This is a genomic window from Providencia sp. NPDC089933 (assembly GCF_049545585.1).
In the GTDB taxonomy this organism is placed as follows: domain Bacteria; phylum Pseudomonadota; class Gammaproteobacteria; order Enterobacterales; family Enterobacteriaceae; genus Providencia; species Providencia huashanensis.
Genome location: NZ_JBMWDT010000008.1, coordinates 198337 through 217817 on the forward strand (window position 1 = coordinate 198337; position 19481 = coordinate 217817).

Genomic DNA, 19481 nt, shown 5'->3' on the forward strand with positions numbered 1-19481 from the left:
CCCTTTTTAATTAAAGGGCGTTAAGTAACCTAGTCTTTTAGATGAGAAAAGTGATATCTCTAGCCTTCATTTTGCACAAGCTTCTCAACGTCTTTAGCCGGTTTCTTTACCCAAACCGCATAAGCAATAGCCAAAAGTGCCAACCACACAACCCCTACATATAAGGCAATACGCGTGGATTCAAAATACCCGAGCACACCAAAAATAAAGACCATGAAAGCTATCGCCAAAATAGGCGCCACAGGCCACATAGGAACAGGGAATTTTAATTTACTCACTTCTTCTGGCGTCATTTTTTTACGCATCGCAAACTGAGCTAGTAAAATCATTAGCCACACCCAGATGGTTGCAAACGTTGCTATTGATGCAATGATAACAAAAACATCCTCAGGAATAACATAATTCAATACAACTCCGACCAATAACACCAGCACCATGACTAATACCGTCATCCAAGGCACACCGTTTTTTGTCAGTTTGGTAAAGGCTTTCGGCGCTTGTCCCTCATGTGCCATACCATACATCATGCGCCCTGCGCCGAAAATATCACTGTTGATCGCAGAAATCGCTGCGGTGATCACCACAATATTTAAGATATTGGCAGCAGATTGGATACCTAAACTGTCAAATATTTGTACAAATGGGCTACCTTGCTGGCCAATTTGATTCCACGGATAAATACACATTAAAACGAAGAGCGTTAAAACATAGAATAACAAAATACGGATAGGAACAGCATTGATGGCGCGTGGAATAGTCACTTCAGGGTTTTTTGCTTCACTGGCAGTGATCCCAATCACTTCAATTCCACCGAATGCAAACATCACTACCGCAAAAGAGGCTATCACCCCTCCAACCCCATTAGGCATAAACCCATCATGGATAAATAAATTAGACACCCCAACCGCATGGTCAGCCGCTTGGCCAAAACCAAACATCATGATGGCAGCCCCACCCACTATCATCGCAATAATGGCGACCACTTTAATGATGGAAAGCCAAAACTCCATTTCACCAAACGTTTTCACGTGACACAAATTAATAGCACCAATAAAGAATATGATACTTAGCACCCATATCCATTGAGCGACATCAGGAAACCAGAGTTTCATATATACGCCAAATGCGGTGACATCAGCCAGACAAACAATAATCATTTCAAATATATATGTCCATCCAGCAAAAAAGCCAGCTCGAGCACCTAAATAATGGCTAGCATATTGTGAGAACGACCCCGCAAGCGGACGATGTACCGCCATCTCGCCCAATGCGCGCATGACCATAAACACCGCGGCGCCCCCTATTATATAAGCGAGCAGTACCGCCGGACCTGCTGTTTCTATTGCTTTTGCTGAACCATAAAATAAACCTGTACCAATCGCTGAACCTAAAGCCATAAATCGGATGTGACGCGCAGAAAGCCCTCGCGCAAGTTGTGATGTGCTTTGCATGATTTATCCTTCGTATTATTTTATTAGTCGTGTAGATAAATACTTCAGGCGGCCGATACGTTGCCGGCCACCTTTATTGGCTTGATGTACTACCAGTGCTATTTAGGGAAAACGGCACCTTTCGTAAATAATTTTGAAAGTTTATGTTGATTAATTAAATCAATGGCAGCTTCAATATCCGGCGCAAAATAACGGTCTTTATCATAATAAGCGACCTGTTCACGTAACGTTTTACGCGCTTTTTCGAGTGCTTCGCTAGATTTTAACCCTTCACGAAAATCTATTCCTTGGCATGCAGAAAGCCATTCTATCGCAAGAATACCAGTGACGTTTTTCGCCATCTCCCACAAACGACGCCCCGCAGCAGGTGCCATAGAAACATGGTCCTCTTGGTTTGCTGAAGTCGGTAAGCTATCGACACTCGAAGGGTGTGCTAACGCTTTATTTTCACTTGCCAATGCAGCTGCAGTGACTTGAGCAATCATAAAGCCAGAATTCACGCCGCCATTATTCACGAGGAATGGAGGAAGCTGTGACATATGGGTATCCATTAATAACGCTATACGACGCTCGGATAGAGCCCCGATTTCGGCTAATGCCAAAGCAAGGTTGTCTGACGCCATCGCAACTGGCTCAGCGTGGAAATTGCCCCCAGAAATGATATCGCCGTTATCCGTAAACACCAGAGGGTTATCTGATACCGCATTTGATTCGATTAAAATCACCTCAGCCGCTTGGCGAATTTGAGTTAAGCAAGCTCCCATCACTTGTGGCTGGCAACGCAGTGAATAAGGGTCTTGTACTTTCACGCAGTTTTCATGCGACTTTGCCAACTCACTGCTTGATGATAATACCTCTCGGAACATGGCTGCGACATCAATTTGCCCTTTTTGCCCTCGCACTTCTTGTACTCGAGCATCAAAAGGTTTACGCGAACCTAATGTCGCTTCTACACTCAATGCCCCACAAATAATCCCTGAAAGTAGTAGTTTTTCAGCTTCAAATAACCCTTTAAGGGCAAAAGCAGTGGAGGTTTGGGTTCCGTTTAATAAAGCCAAGCCTTCTTTTGCTTCAAGCGTTAAAGGCTTCAGCCCTGCTTTTTCTAACGCTTTTTTGGCTGATATCCATTTACCTTCAAAACGAGCCTTTCCTTCACCGAGTAAAATCAAGCTCATATGGGCTAAAGGTGCCAAATCACCTGATGCACCGACTGAACCTTTAGCAGGAATAAACGGGTAAACCTGTGCGTTGACTAAGGCAATTAAAGCATTGATTACTTCGAGGCGAATTCCTGAAAAGCCACGCGCTAAGCTATTAATTTTTAACACCATGATCAAACGTACTAGTTCGTCATCTAAAGGGTCACCCACACCAGCCGCATGTGACATCACGATAGAACGCTGTAATGACTGCAAGTCCTGCGTAGCAATACGCGTATTCGCTAGCAAACCAAACCCAGTGTTAATACCATAAGCAGTTCTATCTTCAGCAATAATTTTATTAACTGTTGCTACACTTTTTTCAATCACGGCATGAGCACGTTTATCTAATGTGACAGTCACTGGCTGTTCAAAAACGATGCGCAAATCTTCGAGTGTCATTTTTCCTGGGTGGATAGTTAGTTTAGTCATTAATGGCACTCCTTAACGTGTTTTAATCATAGGTAAATTGAGATTTTTTTCTTCTGCACAAGCAATCGCGATGTCATACCCTGCGTCAGCATGGCGCATCACCCCTGTTGCGGGGTCATTGTGCAGTACTCGAGCAATACGCTCAGCCGCTTCGTCGGTTCCATCACAAACAATCACCACTCCCGAATGTTGTGAGAACCCCATTCCCACACCACCGCCATGATGCAAAGAAACCCATGTCGCGCCACTGGCTGTATTTAATAAAGCATTGAGTAGCGGCCAATCTGATACCGCATCAGAGCCGTCTTTCATCGCTTCTGTTTCACGGTTTGGGCTAGCAACTGAGCCAGAATCTAAATGATCACGACCAATAACAATTGGGGCGGAAACCTCACCACTTCTGACCATCTCATTAAAGGCTAAGCCTAATTTAGCTCTGTCCCCTAAACCAACCCAACAAATACGCGCCGGTAACCCTTGAAAGCTGATCCGCTCACGTGCCATATCCAACCAACGATGTAAGTGCTTATCATCAGGTAATAATTGTTTAACTTTAGCATCAGTTTTGTAGATATCTTCGGGATCTCCTGATAACGCAACCCAACGGAATGGGCCAACGCCACGACAAAATAGAGGGCGAATATAGGCAGGAACAAAACCAGGGAAATCAAAGGCATCTTTCACCCCCATTTCCAGCGCCATTTGGCGAATATTATTGCCATAATCAAATGTGGGTATACCTTGTTTCTTGAATGCCAACATGGCTTTAACGTGTTCTGCCATGGATTTCTTTGCCGCTAAGGCAGTGGCTTGTGGCTCTTTGACACTGAGTTCTCGGTATTTTTCCCAACTCATGCCAATGGGTAAATAACCATTGAGTGGGTCATGGGCACTGGTTTGGTCGGTAACCATGTCTGGCTTCACACCACGTTTAACTAATTCAGGTAAAATTTCAGCAGCATTTGCACACAGTGCAATAGAAATGGCTTTGCCTTCTGAGGTGTATTTTTTAAGACGTGCTAATGCATCATCGAGATCAGTGGCTTGTTCGTCGACATAATGCGTTCTTAGGCGAAAATCAATGCGGCTTTGTTGACATTCAATATTCAGTGAACAAGCCCCTGCAAGTGTTGCGGCTAATGGCTGAGCGCCCCCCATTCCACCTAACCCCGCCGTTAATACCCAACGACCAGTTAAGTCACCATTAAAATGCTGACGAGCAGCTTCAACGAATGTTTCATAAGTACCTTGGACAATCCCTTGGCTGCCGATATAAATCCAACTTCCTGCGGTCATTTGCCCATACATCGCCAAACCTTTGGCATCCAGTTCGTTGAAATGCTCCCAATTGGCCCAATGAGGCACAAGATTCGAATTAGCAATTAAAACGCGTGGAGCATTAGCGTGAGTTTTAAACACCCCGACAGGTTTACCGGACTGAACAAGTAAAGTTTCATCGTTTTCGAGTTGTTTCAAAGATTCAATGATTTGGTCATAACATTGCCAATTACGTGCCGCACGACCAATACCACCATATACAACTAATTCATGGGGATTTTCTGCAACATCGGGGTCAAGGTTATTCATTAACATACGTAGTGGCGCTTCCGTCAGCCAGCTTTTTGCACTCAATGAATTACCACGCGGCGCCCTAATTTCGATATTTCTATATTTATTATTAAGTGCTGTCACTTGTATACCCTCTATTTATCGATTCATTGGATACTCACTCTATCTTTCTATAGATATAGTTGTATATACATGTACGATCAATCAATTTTTTAACATAAAAATTAAATTATTTTTATATAAAAAAGAGGGTTTTCATTAAAAAACAACAAGATAATTATCTTATGTATTTATTGTTCTATACTTTTTTATTCTAAATTTGCCTGTGAGATCACATTAAATTCACAATAATTTTACATGAAAAAACAAAAAAAACGTGATGGAGAGAGTGTGTAAGGCGCAAAGCGGAAATTTGTATTAATACAACCCCGCCTATTTTTTAATAAAAACTAAGAGGAAAAACTGCCTTTGAGTTTATAACGATGACCGGGGAACAATAATTTTGTACTGGTGACTATAAATGACTGAGACCAAGTACGACGAGTAATCAGCAAGCAGGATGCACCTACATTAATTTGCAATAACCTTGCAGCCCGTTCATCTGCCTCGATCGCTTCCACAATGTGCTCACCTTGGGTCAATGGTGCGACCTGAGATAAATAATCATGGGGAGTAATAGATAAAAAGTTTTGCTGTAAGTAATCAGGCGCCGCTAGAGCATTAACATACCTATCTTCGATTTGAACAGGGACATCATTTTCTAAATGTACAATGATAGAATGAAAAACAGGGGCTCCTAGACTAATATTAAGTTCACTCGCCAATGCTGATGACGCTTGTATTTCTTCAAGCTTAATTATACGGCAACTATATTTATGATCCCTCGCAAGGATCTCCGCTTCTATGCTGTGTATTTCGAATAATGCGGATTGCCCCTTAGGCTCTGCAACAAAAGTCCCAACGCCTTGCAAGCGAACTAATAACCCTTCAGCTGTTAATTCACGGACAGCACGGTTTGCTGTCATTCGGCTACATTGAAATTGGGAGACTAGCTCAGCTTCAGATGGAATACGGTCATTTGCCTGCCATTGTGCAGTGTGAATTTTCTCAATAATAGACTGCTTAACTTGCAAATATAAGGGAACTGGCGTTCCTGATTTATCTTTTTTATTGGCTGTCACAGTGTTTTCCAATTTAATCATTAAAATCTGAAGGATGTATAGGCTATTTTACGTCACAAAATGTAACTTTAGCTTAGTACTATCGGGCATTTTTTATCCTGACAGTCGTGAATAAAAGCATCACATTTAATACCCCATTAACGGTATAAATACGCGATGAGATTTTAATAACAACAAACAAAAATAATCATAGAGTTGCTATACATAATGAATACATACATTACATACAGCAACCAATATATTATTAATTATGGCTATTATTAGCTCAATTTAAATGATTTTTTATATTAATACTGACCAAGATTATGGATTACGGTGGGTAATTTCCCCTTCATATACTCGTAAATACAAGGGGTTACTGCCTTGCTCATATATCATTTCCACAGGTTCTTGCGCATTCCACACCACAAAATTGGCAATAAACCCCGGCGCTAATTGCCCATGAGTATCTTCTCGCCCTAACGCTTTTGCAGCATGGCGGGTCACGCCTGCCCAAATTTCTTCTGGTGTTAACTTAAATAACACAGCCGCCATATTCATAATCATACGTAATGATGCAAATGGGCTTGTTCCTGGGTTAAAATCGGTTGAAACAGCCATCGGAACTTGGTGTTCGCGTAATAATTCAATAGGTGGCAGTTTAGTTTCTCTTAGAAAATAAAAAGCACCTGGCAATAATACTGCAACTGTCCCGCTCACTTTTAGCGCACGTATTCCTTCAAGATCTAAATATTCAATATGATCAACAGATAGACCATGGTAGCGAGCAACCAATTCGCTGCCACCTAAATTTGATAGTTGTTCAACATGGCCTTTTACTGGGATACCCAACTGCTGAGCGGCGGCAAATAACTTTTCACTTTGCTTAAGAGAAAAACCAACGCTTTCACAGAATACATCAACGGCATCAAATAGACCTTTTTTCCACAGCTCGGGCATGATTTTTTGACAAATTAATTCAATGTATTGATCAGACTGGCCTTTGTATTCTTCAGGCACAGTATGTGCAGATAACAATGTTGAACTCACTGAAATTGGATATTCCGCGGCTAAGCGCTTAGCAACTTTTAATTGTTTCTCTTCATTTTCATAATCAAGGCCATAGCCTGACTTCATTTCAATTGCCGTCACACCCTCGCGAATTAATGCTTCGAGCCTCGGTTTAGCACGGCAAAACAACGCGTCCTCACTCATTTTTCGTGTCTCACGGACAGTGGAGTTTATTCCACCTCCTTGAGCACTAATGGTTTCATAGGAAACGCCATTCATTCTTTGTTCCCATTCCGCGGCACGGTCACCACCAAAAACTAAATGAGTGTGGCAATCAATTAAACCAGGGGTAATTAACCTACCCTTAACATCAATAATTTGGCAGTCGTTAATTTCAGTATCTTTAGTAGGGACAATGGCAATAATTTGCTTATCACGAACAATTAAATCATGATTTTCGACTAGCCCATACGGTGCTGCTGATCCTGTACTCATTGTTGCAATGCGGCCATTACGCCAAACTATATCTTGCGGGAGAGTTTTAAATACCATTAGCTTTTCCTATTGTTGCCAACGTCGGTTTTATTCATTTCATTAATGAAAGTATAGATATGTATATACAATTAGACTAGCTACCCCCCTGTTGTCAATGCTTACTCGATAAAAGGTTATAAATTTGTTACATAACACCAATAATTTGCAATTGTCTCCATTGACCGAAAAAATGGGTTACACTAACGACCAGAAAGATTAATCGCCAAAATGTTATTAAAATTATGAAAAACAAATTTGGACTTGAAGATGAAGATATTCGTCTCTTTAAAGAAGCCATTAATGGCGCAAAAAAAATTCGTCAGGACCAAGTCCTACACGCGCCTATTCGAGCAAAAGTAACCCAACCCTCAAGTAAGAAGGTTATCCAAGAGCAAGTTGATGCTTCATTTTATTTTTCGGATGAATTTCAGCCTCAGCTACAAGAGGAAGGCCCAACCCGTTATTTAAGGCCAGATTCTAACCCTTATGAACTAAAAAAATTGCGGCGTGGTGACTACGTCCCTGAATTATTTTTAGACTTGCATGGCCTAACACAAATGGAAGCGAAACAAGAAATTGGCGCTTTGATTGCCGCCTGTAAACGTGAAAATGTTTATTGTGCTTGTATCATGCATGGTCATGGGAAACACGTTTTAAAACAACAAACACCATTATGGCTTGCACAGCACCCTGATATTATTGCTTTTCACCAAGCCCCTAAAGAATGGGGGGGAAATGCTGCTCTATTATTACTTATAGAAACGATGGAGAGCGCTCGTCGTTAAGCGCTCATATTATATTTTACTTTGCAAATAATAATTGCGATGGGCTCAACATCCATTCAACGTGGCTTTTCTGGTGTGCCACATCAATTTCAATACAAGCAATAGTTGATGTGGTAAACATTGGTGGTTCTTTGTGTGGGCACAATTCAGACACCAAATAACCCACCAATGGCAAGTGAGAAACAACTAATATAGCATTGGCACCGATCACCGCAAGGTCACGGATATGATCAGCAACAAAAACGGCATTCCCTCCTGGTGTCAATTGCTCTAACACTTCAAATTTGCTTGGTATGTTAAGATGTTGGCTAACCACTTCACGTGTTTGCTCAGCCCTTAAATAAGGGCTCACCAATACACAATCAATTTTGACCCCTTGATTTTGTAACCACTGAGCCATTAAAACTGACTCATCTTTTCCCTTTTGTGTTAATGGGCGAGCAGCGTCGCTTGCTGCCTGTATCGCTGCATCGCCATGACGCATAATATAAACTTGCATAATCCACCATCTGAGTAGCCTACTTAATTAAAGTGACTATTCTTTTTGTTAAGGTAATTGTTGTAAAAATAACCATCAGTTGGGGTAAAGTGTGATTCTGCATGAAATGGCCAGCAAAGAAAATGATTTGGGTAGATTTTTGTTGATGTTTTATCTGAAAAATATGCATAAAAAAAAGTTATATCTTAAAAACAATCGGTTATAAATCACCTTATACTATCTCTACCGCCCATTAGGTAATTAACACCTCTCACCTTATGCCCAAAAATAAACTTGCCTCTTTTAGCCTAACTTTTGCGATAAAGCCCATTGGAAAATAAAGGGTATGACACGCATAATAAAAAACCTGACACCAAGCAAAACGTATTAGTATCAGGTTTATATTATTATCTTATTAATTTTTAAAATATTTTTACACCACGGGGAAAACCATAATTCAGTAATCGTTATCCCATCATGTAAGCGAAGCTACTTGTCAGTGTTAACTGAGAAAAAAGTATGTTTTTTTTCAGCCATCTCACACAATAGCTCACAAGGTTGAAACTTCTCACCATGACGCGCGGCGAGAGAACGTAATGTTTCTACCGTTTTAGCGATACCTAAGCTATCCATATACCTAAATGGGCCACCAAAAAAAGGTGGGAAACCAATACCAAATACAGCCCCTACATCACCGTCACGTGCATTTCGAATGATATTTTCATCTAAGCAACGGGCCGCCTCATTGAGCATCATCATAACACAACGCTGTGCAATATCCGCTTTACTCAATCGGCTGTTTGGCGTTACCCCTATTAGTGAATAAATGGTTTTATCCACTTGCCGTTTGCTGTTTTTTTTCCAAAACAACAGTTTGCTTGAAGAATGACCGTATTCATAAAACCCTTTGCTGTTTTTCTTACCTTTACGCCCGTCTTTGACAACTTTATCAAGTAAATCAGGTGCATTAAAACGCTCACCAAAGCGCTCGACTAAAATAGGTAAAATTTTGGTTCCGACATCAATACCGACCTCATCCAGCAAATTAAAAGGCCCCAAAGGGAAACCGAACTCAACCAAAGCGCGGTCGATTTGTTCAATAGACTCACCTTCAACAAGACATTGAGCTGCCTCACATAAATAAGGCGCTAAAATCCGGTTCACATAAAAACCGGCATCGTCCCCGACAACAATCGCCGTTTTACCTTGGCGTTTCGCAAAGGCAACCACTGTCTCTATGGTTGTTTCATCCGTCTGCTGGTGAGGGATCACTTCCACCAGCGGCATTTTATCGACTGGGCTAAAATAATGTAAACCAATAACCTTTTCAGGGTGTGCTGCATTAGCCGCAATTTGATGAATAGGTAATGATGATGTATTAGATGCAAAAATTGTTTGTTTGGCCGACATTTTTTCAACATCAGTAACCATTTTTCGCTTTAATGCTAAATCTTCGAAAACAGCTTCAATAATGATATCTGAGTTTTCAAGCCCTTGATAACTTAACGTCCCTGATATTTTAGCCATTACAGCCGCTCGTTCTCGTGCTAATAACCGCCGCTTAACTACCCTCTGAGTGAGTAGATCCCAGCTATAACGTAGTGCTTGGGCAACACCTTTCTCTGAAATATCTTTAATACGGACAGGTAATTTCCCCTGAAATGCACTAACGTAAGCTATCCCTCCCCCCATGAGGCCACCACCCAATACCCCCACTTTATTAATTGGCAATGGGTTGGCTTGTGCACCGGATTCATTTTTCAATGAAGTGACGGCAAAAAATAAACTACGCAATGCAGCCGACTCTGGTGTCATCACCAGTTCGCCGAAAGCTTTCGCCTCTTCTGCATACCCAGCTTTCAAGCCTTTATTCATCCCTGTTTTCACAACATGAATTATTTTTTCAGGTGCAGGATAATGGCCTTTTGTTTTACTTAATACTTTTTGCTTGGCATTTTGAAACACTTTATTACGCAGTAATCGGCTGCTTAATAACCGTTGTTGCCAATGAATAGCAGGACGTTTAATGCCCCCTTTTTTAACCATGTTAACCGCGACATCTAACAATATGGATTGCGGCACAACGTCATCCACTAACCCCATTTTTAGTGCTTGTTTTGCACCTAATTGCCGACCTGTTAGCATTAAATCCAAAGCATGTGGGATACCGATTAACCGAGGTAATCGTTGGGTTCCACCTGAGCCAGGCAATAGCCCTAATTGTACTTCAGGCACCCCTAGCTTGGTTTTACTATCATTCGAACAAACCCTAGCATGGCAAGCCAATGCAAGCTCTAACCCACCACCTAAACATGCACCATGAATAGCGGCAATAATAGGTAAAGGGTAATTATCAATTTTATCAAATAATGTATGGCCTTCCTTTGACAACTCGCTTGCTTGCGCTTTAGTTTCACAATTCGCAATCATGCTGATGTCCGCACCAGCAATAAAATTGTCTTTTTTCCCTGAGGTAATGACTAAACCTTTTAACCCCGAAGTGGATTGTGCTTTTTGTAAAATGGCAAGGAATTGTTCAGCAAATTCAGCTTTTAATGTATTGACCTTTTCTTCAGGCACATCAATGAAAATAACCCCAACATTTTCATTGTAAATTTCTAATTTAAACGCGGGTTGAATAGCCCCTATCGCCAATTCAGTAGTAGAATTTTGTGTCATTATTCCACCTCTAAGATCATTGCAGTACCTAAACCACCAGCCGCACATGCAGTGGTCAACCCAAAACCACCACCCCGTCTACGCAGCTCATTTAAAGTTTGCGTAACCATCCGCGCCCCTGTTGCCGCAAAAGGATGCCCATAAGCAATAGAGCCGCCCAACACATTAAATTTATCCATATCAATTTCACCAATTGCATTGCTCATTGCTAGTTTTTCTTGTGCAAACTTACGGCTACCAAACATTTGTATATTCGCCAGCGTTTGTGCAGCAAAAGCTTCATGCATATCAATCAAAGATAAATCTTGTAAAGACAGCCCTGCCCGTTTCAATGCAATGGGTGTGGCATAAGATGGGCCTAATAGCATGTCTTCCCATACATCAATTGCAGCAAAGGCATAACTGCGAATGTAACCTAAAGGGATGTAACCTAGTGCTTTTGCTCGTGACTCTGTCATCATTAATACTGCTGCTGCACCATCAGTCAGTGGTGTACTATTAGCCGCAGTGACACTGCCATGCTTACGGTCAAACGCAGGTTTTAGCTTAGCGTATGATGATAGAACTGAATTAGCGCGAACATTATTATCTTGTGAGTAGGCTTGTTTAAAAGGCGGCATATATGCCGTCATAACCTCATCATTTAAAGCACCATTTTCCCATGCTTTTGCCGCTAATAAATGCGAACGATGCGCGAGTTCATCCTGTTGTTCCCGACTGATATGATAGCTTTTAGCCATTTGTTCAGCAGTATCCCCCATGCGAAGCCCTGTGGAGTACTCTGCAACCCCCGGCGCAACAGGCAGTAGGTCTTTTAAGCGTAATTTTGCTATTAGTGACAGTTTTTGCCCAACAGATTTAGCTTTGCTTAATGCTAATAAGGTCGCTGCTAATTTTTTCGATACCCCGATAGGAAGAACAGAGGATGAGTCAGCACCACCAGCAACCCCAACAGAGATATCCCCTACCATCATACTTTGAGCTACATTAACGATCGCTTGAAAGCTTGTTGCGCAGGCACGAGATACACTATAAGCATCTGTTGAGACACTCATTCCCGTTCCAAGGACTATTTCCCTCGCAATATTAGGGGCTTCTGGCATTTGAACAACTTGCCCAAAAACAAGTTGTTCAATTAGGTTTTTATCTAAGTCACTACGCGCTAATAACTCGGCAACAACCGCTTTGCCTAAGTCAACAGCTGCAATCCCTTGATATGCGGTAGACTGCTTTGCAAATGGTAAGCGTAAACCACTCACAATGGCGATCCTTTCTTTTGTTGGATATGTTTTTTCACCATGGTGGGAATGTTGATTCATGGTCGCTCCTGCTAAAAGCAAAATGAAATATAGTTAGATTATTCACTACCGACCCAAAGAGGTCTGACCTGTAATGATTGTTAACATAATATTCACATTTATCAATGGCTATTGATAAAAAATGCGAGCAAACACGCAACTTAGAGTAAAAATAGGATGGAAAAGATGTGATAAAAAAAGACAAGATAAACCTTTTACCACACTGAATTTGCCTAAAGGCTATATTCTTGGTGATAAAAGGTCAATTAGGATAGATTCAAACGTTTGATTAACGAAGGCCTAACTGAAAAATCAGACTTTCTGCTTCGCAACTAAAAGTAAATTCAGCATTCAATTCAACGCCACCCTCTACCGCATTGATAGAATGGGTAATAACACAAGGGTCTGACTCAACAGATTTTGCTTTGTCTGTGAGTGTTTTCAACATGGACTCCGCTTCTCCCTGTGTGGCGAAAACATGCTGATACGATGCGGTACAGTCTTTGTTATCTAACACTGTTCCTACATCCACACAACAGCATGCTGCTGTCTCATCCGCGCTACAACGGTTAATCGCATCAGTCATTTTACTCTCCAAATAAACAAACTGTTAAGTTGCTATCATAACGCTTAAAAAGTGCTAAAAACTAGTGTGTATCAAAATATATCACTAAAAATTAAACATAAGTTTGATCTTACCCCGCGCTTGCTTGTTTATTACTCTTAATTGGTCATTTTATGTTGCCATTTTGTTAAATGTGTCGCATTTTTGCAAACGGAATCGAAATAAACACAAAACAAGCTTGCAACATATCAGGTGGTCAGACCTATACTCTAGTAACTGGTCTGATTTGTCATAGCGGCAAGGGACCCTACAATTCTGCGCTTCTTGCGATAGAAGTCGCTTTATTCAAATAAAACATAAGAGGGTTTTGGTCATGAGCCAGAAAAACCTGTTTTCTAGATCAGCTTTAGCAATAGCAGTGGCAATCGTCTCCTCCAACGCAGGTGCAGCTGGTTTTTTGCTTAATGAATATTCCACATCTGCACTGGGGCGCGCGTTTTCTGGGGCTGGTGCAATGGGCGACAACGCAAGTGAGGGAAGCCGTAACCCTGCAGCCATGATGTTGTTTGATCGCCCTTCTCTGTCTGTCGGTGCTGTATATATTGACCCAAGTGTTGATATTAAAGGTAAAGGTGGCTCACCATTGGGTAGCAATACGACAGCAAACGATATCGCACCGAGTGCTGTTGTACCGAATGCTCACTTTATTTTTCCAGTTAATGATAAATGGGCAGTTGGGACTTCAATGACCACTAACTTTGGTTTAGCAACTGATTTTAATAAAAACTATGCTGCGGGCCCTATTGGCGGTAAAACAGATCTAAAAACTGTTAACTTAAATTTAAGTGGCGCATACCGTGTTAATAATAATTTCAGTTTTGGCTTAGGTGTTAATGCAGTCTATGCTGATGCAGAAATCACTCGGCATGCGGGTGATTTAGGTGCTCTAGCACCAATTATTAGTCAAGGGCAATTACCGGCCTTTCCTGGCAGCACCACTATGGCAAAATTGACAGGTGATGATTGGGGTTATGGTTGGAATGCGGGTATCTTATACGAAATTAATGATGATAACCGCTTAAGTTTAAGCTACCGTTCTAAAGTTAAAGTTAAGTTTGAAGATGGAAAATTCTCAAATGATATTCCTAAAGGAATACCAGACCTATACGGTACGGGCGGCGAAAAAGTTAAAGGTAAATTAGACCTTAATCTACCTGACGTTTGGGAATTCTCAGGTTACCACAAAGTCGCACCTAAATGGGCTCTACACTATAGTGTAGCTTATACAGGCTGGAGTGAATTTAAAGAATTAACCGCCTACCAAAAAAGTGATGGTAGAGAGTTATTCCATAAACCAGAGCATTTTAAAGATGCATGGCGTTTAGCATTAGGTACTACTTATTTCTATGATGATAACTGGACATTCCGTACCGGTATCGCCTATGACCAGACACCTGTACGTTCAGAATACCGTTCAATTTCTATCCCAGACCAAGACCGCTACTGGTTAAGTGCTGGTACAACTTATGCATTCAATGAAAATGCCTCTGTCGATGTGGGGATTTCTTATATGCATGGTAAGAAAGTCAATATCAGTGAAAAATTGCTGGAACGACCTGGTTCCCCTGTTTATAACTTCAAATCTGAAGGTTCCGCTTGGTTATATGGTGTAAACTTTAACTACGCTTTCTAATTTATTAATTTTAGTGAGTATCAGCGGAAACATCCCTGATACTCACTTACCTCCCACACCTTCACTCCCTAATTAAAATTTCATCTTGACCTCAGCTGTCATTACATGTAAATTAATTGTTAAATAGGTTAGTTTCATTCTATTCATTTCGTCATCTACAATTAGCTTTCAAAACTTTACAAGTTTAAGATAAATCGCTTTATATATCATAAAATTAACAGTTACTCTCTGAATGTTCTTATTTGCAAGCACAACTTAAGTATGTATCTTATACTTACTCATACACACAAAATATGAGCTGTTTCATCAAACTGTATTAATAATGCTATATCTTAACGCTAGTAATAGCTGTGAAAATACAAAGAGGCAACAATGACAAAAACGTAGGGGGTTTTTATGGGAACACTATTTACTATAGGCTTTATTGGTGTATTAGGGGTAATCGCCTTGATTGACACCGTCTCTCAACGAGGAAAGCAAGACAATGATTAGTTTTTTATTTATCACTCTCTAGTATCAAACGGATACAAGAGAGTGATAAACCTTCCATGACCATATCAATCTATTAGTCTATAGAATCGAGCTGGTCCTCAATTGCGGCTGCATTTGGGTTTTCTGTCGCATTCAATGCCCCACCACTCGATAAGAAATCGTTCCGTTGGAAATACGCTTCACGTAACATCAAGTACGGGTCTGAAGAATTTTTCAACAGCCCATCAGAATCCAACAATCTCGCTCGAGTTTCAATACCTTCAAGTGCCCACTTACCCGCCGACATCCAAAATGTCAGATAACTTAACATTGGGTATAAACTATCAGCAAGGTCACCACCTTGTTCTCTCGGTGTAGCACTACCATAGCCAGGCAGAACTACATATGGCCCATAACCTACATCATAATAACCTAATGTATTACCAAAGCGTTTAGGCTCTTCTTTTGCTAATTGCGGGTTAGCCATCGACGCAACGTCAATTAAGCCCCCCATCCCAAACACGGTGTTAAGGAAAAACCGGTTAAAATGTTTAAAACCTTGGGTGACTTCACCACGCAAGAAACTATTCAACATACTTGCGGGTTCTTCAAGGTTGACAAAAAAGTTAGTTAATCCATTACGAGCAGGCATTGGTACATAATCATTCCAAGCAACAGCAACCGGCCTTAAGACATAAGGGTCTAAGACGTTATAGTTGAAATTAAACATCGCTCGGTTAAAACCTTCTAATGGGTCTGAACGCTCATGAGTTTCTGGATCAATGTTACTTGCACAACCTGCAATTAACACTCCAGCCAGAAAGACGCCCGTCATGCGAAACTTCATAACACTTCTCCATTCCCTGCACCGTCCTGCTACGGCACTTTCCACTGTAATAATGAATACGATTATAGTAAGGCTAAAAAAGGGATTTTGTTAACCTTTTTGAGTGATTTGATTACTTAAATATAAATTATACCTTATTTAATCATCTTGTTATTATAAGAATATTGAACAATTAGTCCAAACTACAGATAAGCATTATTATATTTTATAGGGTAATCAAATTATTATATATAGAAATACGATTTATTACGCCTATCAATCGCATTATAAGTTAAAAAACATACTCAATATTTAGCTTCTGACCCCATTATATTTAATCGTCTTTTTACGACCAACCAAACCAATATTCATTAGTATAATTAATGCACCTAAGACAATTACTATACCAATGGGACAGTGATTAGTGCATTTTTTATTCAGACAATAACTATTTGAGTTAAACCATATCATCTTGATTTATAAGACCGCGATTATAACTAACTACAATACATTCAATCTATGTTGAACACTAACCATAGCCACGATATTAGAGCTTGTATCTTTATTGAAAAACATTCAATTAATTCATTAGAAGCATCGAAAGAAATTTTGCTTGTATGCTGATATATAGAAAAGGCTAATCCGTAATCATAAACAGATAAAATTTAGCATGAAAATTGTACAAAAACGCCATTGTGTGCAATTAATTCAATTTATTATACGTAACGACTTGATTCAATTAGAAGTGAACAGTAAAATGCCAAACTCATCCAGTGACACGTCGAAAGTCCCCTTAGTTAAATGGATATAACGAGCCCCTCCTAAGGGCTAGTTGCAGGTTCGATTCCTGCAGGGGACACCATAAACAAGAGATCCCTCCTTACCGCAACCATAAAAAATCTATATTTACAGCAAGTTAACACTAACCTCAGTGAAATATAGAAAGGGTAAAGTGAGTTTGCATAGTTACATCAGATAGCCATTATAAGGGCACTAACTACTCAATTTAGCTTTAGTAAGATAATGCCTCTGCATACCTGCTTCTGGGAAATCGGGGAGTGACATTTGTTTTACATAGCCAAGTTTTTCGTAAAATGGCAAGGCTTGGAAACTGAATGTATCAACTAAACCATGAAGACAACCTACTTTTACAGCCTCTTGCTCAGCAGCGCACATCAACTTTCGACCTAACCCTTCATTTCTTGCCTTTTCACTAACCCATAAAAAATCTATACAAAGCCAGTTAGCTTTAACCTCAGCAAGCAAACCGCCAACCATTACACCATCATTATCTTTAAAAAAAACGCCTAATGAACTAAAACGTTCTGGGTTTAAAAATTGGACATTAAAGCTGCGTAAACCATTAAGAAGTTCATCTTTATCTGCAGGAGTGACGTCTGCGTAACAACAATATTCATTTAATACATCCTAATAACCATTTAATAAAATGGATTATATAATCATATTAATTTCAATTGATAAATAATAAAATGTAGCATAGTAACTAAATAAATATGCGGATATTGATTCATTAGCTTAAAATACATCCGTTTCTATTATTTGAGTAATAAGTGCCGTCACTGATAATACAAGTGATGATTTAATCATTTGCTGAAAACGTTGCTTTTGTAATTCTATAAGCTGTGTATCAACCATATCTTCTGGTTGATCAAAGCGCATCATTTCAGGTAAAGGCCCCATGCAATGAAGCATTTTAATACTGCCTAAAATTTCATCATCAATATAATCTAAATTTAAATCACTTGATAATAATGACTGATTTAAAGCAAGAAATAACTCAATATCCTCATAGGTTTCTCGAGTAATTGCGCCTAAAGCAAATAATAACTTTAAACGAACAGATAGTTCACCTAATGGCCCACTCCCTGTTAAAAGAGGCTCAACTGCATATTTTACTGCATAATCATCCTTTCTAAACACTTTTAACATTAATTTATCAATAGCTTGTGTAATTAACGAAACAACCTCTTGAAAAAAAAGATGTACTTCAGGGCGCCCATTTAATCGCTCAAGAATTTGATTTTCAATGTTTTGTTTATTTTCCATAATAATTTTTTGTCACTTTACAGCTATACAGCTCGTTACTAATTTACTGATAGCTATAAAGTGAACGAACCTCAATAATTAATTTATTATCCGTAATATTACTGGTTACTCAACATCATTAATTGGTATTGAGAACAAATTTTTTCAACAACCTGTGGATATTGCGCTAATGCACAAAATTCAATAACTGCTTGGTAAACCCCGTTTTCATTGATACGTTTTGCCATCTCATTCGCTTGCGGGTCACTATCACACCTAAAATGTAATGCAGCAGCAATACCTATAATCAGATTTTTATTAGGTAATTGGTACTCAAGTGTACCTAATAGTGGCTTAACTAGCCTATCATTTGGACTCAGCTTACGTATTGGTTGACGCCCCACACGGTTAACATCATCTTTTAAATAAGGGTTTGCGAAACGAGTTAATATTTTATCAATATATTGGCAATGGGTTTCTTCATTAAAGCCATAACGTTGAATTAATACTTGCCCACTTTCTTCCATCGCAGATTTAACCACAGTATAAATCTTTGGTTCAGCAATCGCATCGCTAATTGTTTGACAACCATATAACTGCCCCAAATATGCGGTAATGGCGTGCCCTGTATTTAATGTAAATAACTTACGTTCGATAAACGCCATCAAATTATCAGTTAGCTCCATTCCATTAATGGTAGGGATCTCGCCAATAAACTGAGTTTGATCGACAATCCACTCACTAAAAGACTCAACAGTAACATCAAGGGGGTCATCATTAGCCGCCTCCATGGGTGGCACAATACGGTCAACAGCTGAATCCACAAAACCAATATGTCGTTCAACCCATTGGTGTAGTTTCTCTGGTAATTGTGCCAACACATGCTGTTTTAATTGACTACTTCCCCTAACCATATTTTCACAAGCAATAATGTTGAGTGGTTGGGTGTTCCCTAATTCTTCACGATAAATAATACCTTTCGCTAATGTCGAGGCTATTTTTTCAAGAACTTGGGGGCCTACTGCCGTTGTCACCATGTCAGCCATAGCAATAAATTCAATGGTTTTTGGATCATTACTATTAACAGCATGGACATGCTGAACTTTTTCAATACGATTTTCTTGCCCAACAATATGAACTTGATAAGATTGTCTGTGGGCTAATTGGTCAATTAGCGGCTGGTTAACATCGGTAAAAGTCACTTGTGAATTCGCATCCGCTAGTAGTTTGCCAATAAAGCCACGACCTATATTTCCTGCTCCAAAATGAATGACTTTCATTGCT

At 39.9% G+C, this 19481-nt stretch carries 14 protein-coding genes, 1 tRNA gene and 1 pseudogene; 3 read left to right on the forward strand and 13 right to left on the reverse strand.

All coding sequences use genetic code 11. From position 1 onward, the window contains the following. Window positions 1-59: 59 nt before the first annotated feature. The 5 genes from ACPEH5_RS13235 to hutI all read right to left on the reverse strand — a co-directional run bounded on the left by ACPEH5_RS13235 (window position 60) and on the right by hutI (window position 7374). Window positions 60-1451, reverse strand: coding sequence for an amino acid permease (locus ACPEH5_RS13235; RefSeq protein WP_166685199.1), 1392 nt, complete (start codon window positions 1449-1451; stop codon window positions 60-62). Between the two features lie 98 nt (window positions 1452-1549). Further along, window positions 1550-3082, reverse strand: a complete 1533-nt coding sequence (gene hutH, locus ACPEH5_RS13240; RefSeq protein WP_042844535.1) for a histidine ammonia-lyase — start codon at window positions 3080-3082, stop codon at window positions 1550-1552. Window positions 3083-3094: 12 nt separating this feature from the next. After that, complete coding sequence (gene hutU / locus ACPEH5_RS13245) at window positions 3095-4774, reverse strand: urocanate hydratase (protein ID WP_042844536.1); 1680 nt, start codon at window positions 4772-4774, stop codon at window positions 3095-3097. 326 nt (window positions 4775-5100) lie between these two features. Continuing rightward, entirely contained in the window at window positions 5101-5832 is a 732-nt protein-coding gene (gene hutC / locus ACPEH5_RS13250; RefSeq protein ID WP_370661201.1) for a histidine utilization repressor, read from the reverse strand. A gap of 303 nt (window positions 5833-6135) precedes the next feature. Continuing rightward, window positions 6136-7374 carry an imidazolonepropionase gene (gene hutI / locus ACPEH5_RS13255; protein ID WP_206227316.1) on the reverse strand — a complete coding sequence of 413 codons (1239 nt, stop codon included), beginning with the start codon at window positions 7372-7374 and terminating at the stop codon, window positions 6136-6138. Window positions 7375-7598: 224 nt separating this feature from the next. Here hutI and smrB point away from each other — a divergent pair, with 224 nt between their 5' ends. Beyond that, on the forward strand, window positions 7599-8141 hold the full coding sequence (gene smrB / locus ACPEH5_RS13260) for an endonuclease SmrB (RefSeq protein ID WP_048607547.1): 543 nt from the start codon (window positions 7599-7601) through the stop codon (window positions 8139-8141). Between the two features lie 16 nt (window positions 8142-8157). Here the strand turns inward: smrB and sixA are convergent, their stop codons facing one another. The 4 genes from sixA to ACPEH5_RS13280 form a co-directional block, all read right to left on the reverse strand. Next, the gene (gene sixA / locus ACPEH5_RS13265; RefSeq protein ID WP_042844543.1) at window positions 8158-8640 is read right to left on the reverse strand and encodes a phosphohistidine phosphatase SixA; all 483 of its coding nucleotides are present in this window, start codon (window positions 8638-8640) and stop codon (window positions 8158-8160) included. 468 nt (window positions 8641-9108) lie between these two features. Further along, window positions 9109-11298: a fatty acid oxidation complex subunit alpha FadJ gene (gene fadJ, locus ACPEH5_RS13270; protein ID WP_217008358.1), complete on the reverse strand. Its 2190-nt coding sequence runs from the start codon at window positions 11296-11298 to the stop codon at window positions 9109-9111. After that, window positions 11298-12617 (reverse strand): acetyl-CoA C-acyltransferase FadI, encoded by a 1320-nt coding sequence (fadI, locus tag ACPEH5_RS13275; protein WP_281110806.1) that lies wholly within the window; start codon window positions 12615-12617, stop codon window positions 11298-11300. Before fadI ends, fadJ begins: the two co-directional genes overlap by 1 nt. A gap of 268 nt (window positions 12618-12885) precedes the next feature. Beyond that, window positions 12886-13182, reverse strand: a complete 297-nt coding sequence (locus ACPEH5_RS13280; protein ID WP_080750863.1) for a YfcZ/YiiS family protein — start codon at window positions 13180-13182, stop codon at window positions 12886-12888. A gap of 352 nt (window positions 13183-13534) precedes the next feature. Between ACPEH5_RS13280 and fadL the strand changes: the two genes are divergently transcribed. Next, window positions 13535-14854: a long-chain fatty acid transporter FadL gene (gene fadL / locus ACPEH5_RS13285; protein WP_042844549.1), complete on the forward strand. Its 1320-nt coding sequence runs from the start codon at window positions 13535-13537 to the stop codon at window positions 14852-14854. A gap of 565 nt (window positions 14855-15419) precedes the next feature. On the opposite strand, the gene mlaA is transcribed toward fadL, so the two are convergent. Then, a complete protein-coding gene (gene mlaA / locus ACPEH5_RS13290) occupies window positions 15420-16172 on the reverse strand; it encodes a phospholipid-binding lipoprotein MlaA (protein WP_042844550.1) in 753 nt (250 codons plus the stop codon). Between the two features lie 766 nt (window positions 16173-16938). On the opposite strand from mlaA, the gene ACPEH5_RS13295 reads away from it, so the two are divergent. After that, a tRNA-Arg gene (locus ACPEH5_RS13295) sits at window positions 16939-17013 on the forward strand. Between the two features lie 131 nt (window positions 17014-17144). On the opposite strand, the pseudogene ACPEH5_RS13300 reads toward ACPEH5_RS13295, so the two are convergent. The 3 genes and pseudogenes from ACPEH5_RS13300 to ACPEH5_RS13310 form a co-directional block, all read right to left on the reverse strand. Then, window positions 17145-17569 (reverse strand): annotated as a pseudogene (locus ACPEH5_RS13300) (GNAT family N-acetyltransferase). A 118-nt stretch (window positions 17570-17687) separates the two neighbouring features. Next, the gene (locus ACPEH5_RS13305; protein ID WP_042844554.1) at window positions 17688-18221 is read right to left on the reverse strand and encodes an MltR family transcriptional regulator; all 534 of its coding nucleotides are present in this window, start codon (window positions 18219-18221) and stop codon (window positions 17688-17690) included. Between the two features lie 95 nt (window positions 18222-18316). Continuing rightward, on the reverse strand, window positions 18317-19477 hold the full coding sequence (locus ACPEH5_RS13310) for a mannitol-1-phosphate 5-dehydrogenase (RefSeq protein WP_042844555.1): 1161 nt from the start codon (window positions 19475-19477) through the stop codon (window positions 18317-18319). Window positions 19478-19481 lie beyond the last annotated feature (4 nt).

Bases quoted from the DNA above. Each gene is read 5' to 3' on its own strand.
- fadI (WP_281110806.1), bottom strand. From the start codon at position 12,617: ATGAATCAACATTCCCACCATGGTGAAAAAACATATCCAACAAAAGAA.
- mlaA (WP_042844550.1), bottom strand. From the start codon at position 16,172: ATGAAGTTTCGCATGACGGGCGTCTTTCTGGCTGGAGTGTTAATTGCA.
- fadJ (WP_217008358.1), bottom strand. From the start codon at position 11,298: ATGACACAAAATTCTACTACTGAATTGGCGATAGGGGCTATTCAACCC.
- hutI (WP_206227316.1), bottom strand. From the start codon at position 7,374: ATGGTATTTAAAACTCTCCCGCAAGATATAGTTTGGCGTAATGGCCGC.
- sixA (WP_042844543.1), bottom strand. From the start codon at position 8,640: ATGCAAGTTTATATTATGCGTCATGGCGATGCAGCGATACAGGCAGCA.
- ACPEH5_RS13235 (WP_166685199.1), bottom strand. From the start codon at position 1,451: ATGCAAAGCACATCACAACTTGCGCGAGGGCTTTCTGCGCGTCACATC.
- smrB (WP_048607547.1), top strand. From the start codon at position 7,599: ATGAAAAACAAATTTGGACTTGAAGATGAAGATATTCGTCTCTTTAAA.
- ACPEH5_RS13280 (WP_080750863.1), bottom strand. From the start codon at position 13,182: ATGACTGATGCGATTAACCGTTGTAGCGCGGATGAGACAGCAGCATGC.
- hutH (WP_042844535.1), bottom strand. From the start codon at position 3,082: ATGACTAAACTAACTATCCACCCAGGAAAAATGACACTCGAAGATTTG.
- ACPEH5_RS13310 (WP_042844555.1), bottom strand. From the start codon at position 19,477: ATGAAAGTCATTCATTTTGGAGCAGGAAATATAGGTCGTGGCTTTATT.
- fadL (WP_042844549.1), top strand. From the start codon at position 13,535: ATGAGCCAGAAAAACCTGTTTTCTAGATCAGCTTTAGCAATAGCAGTG.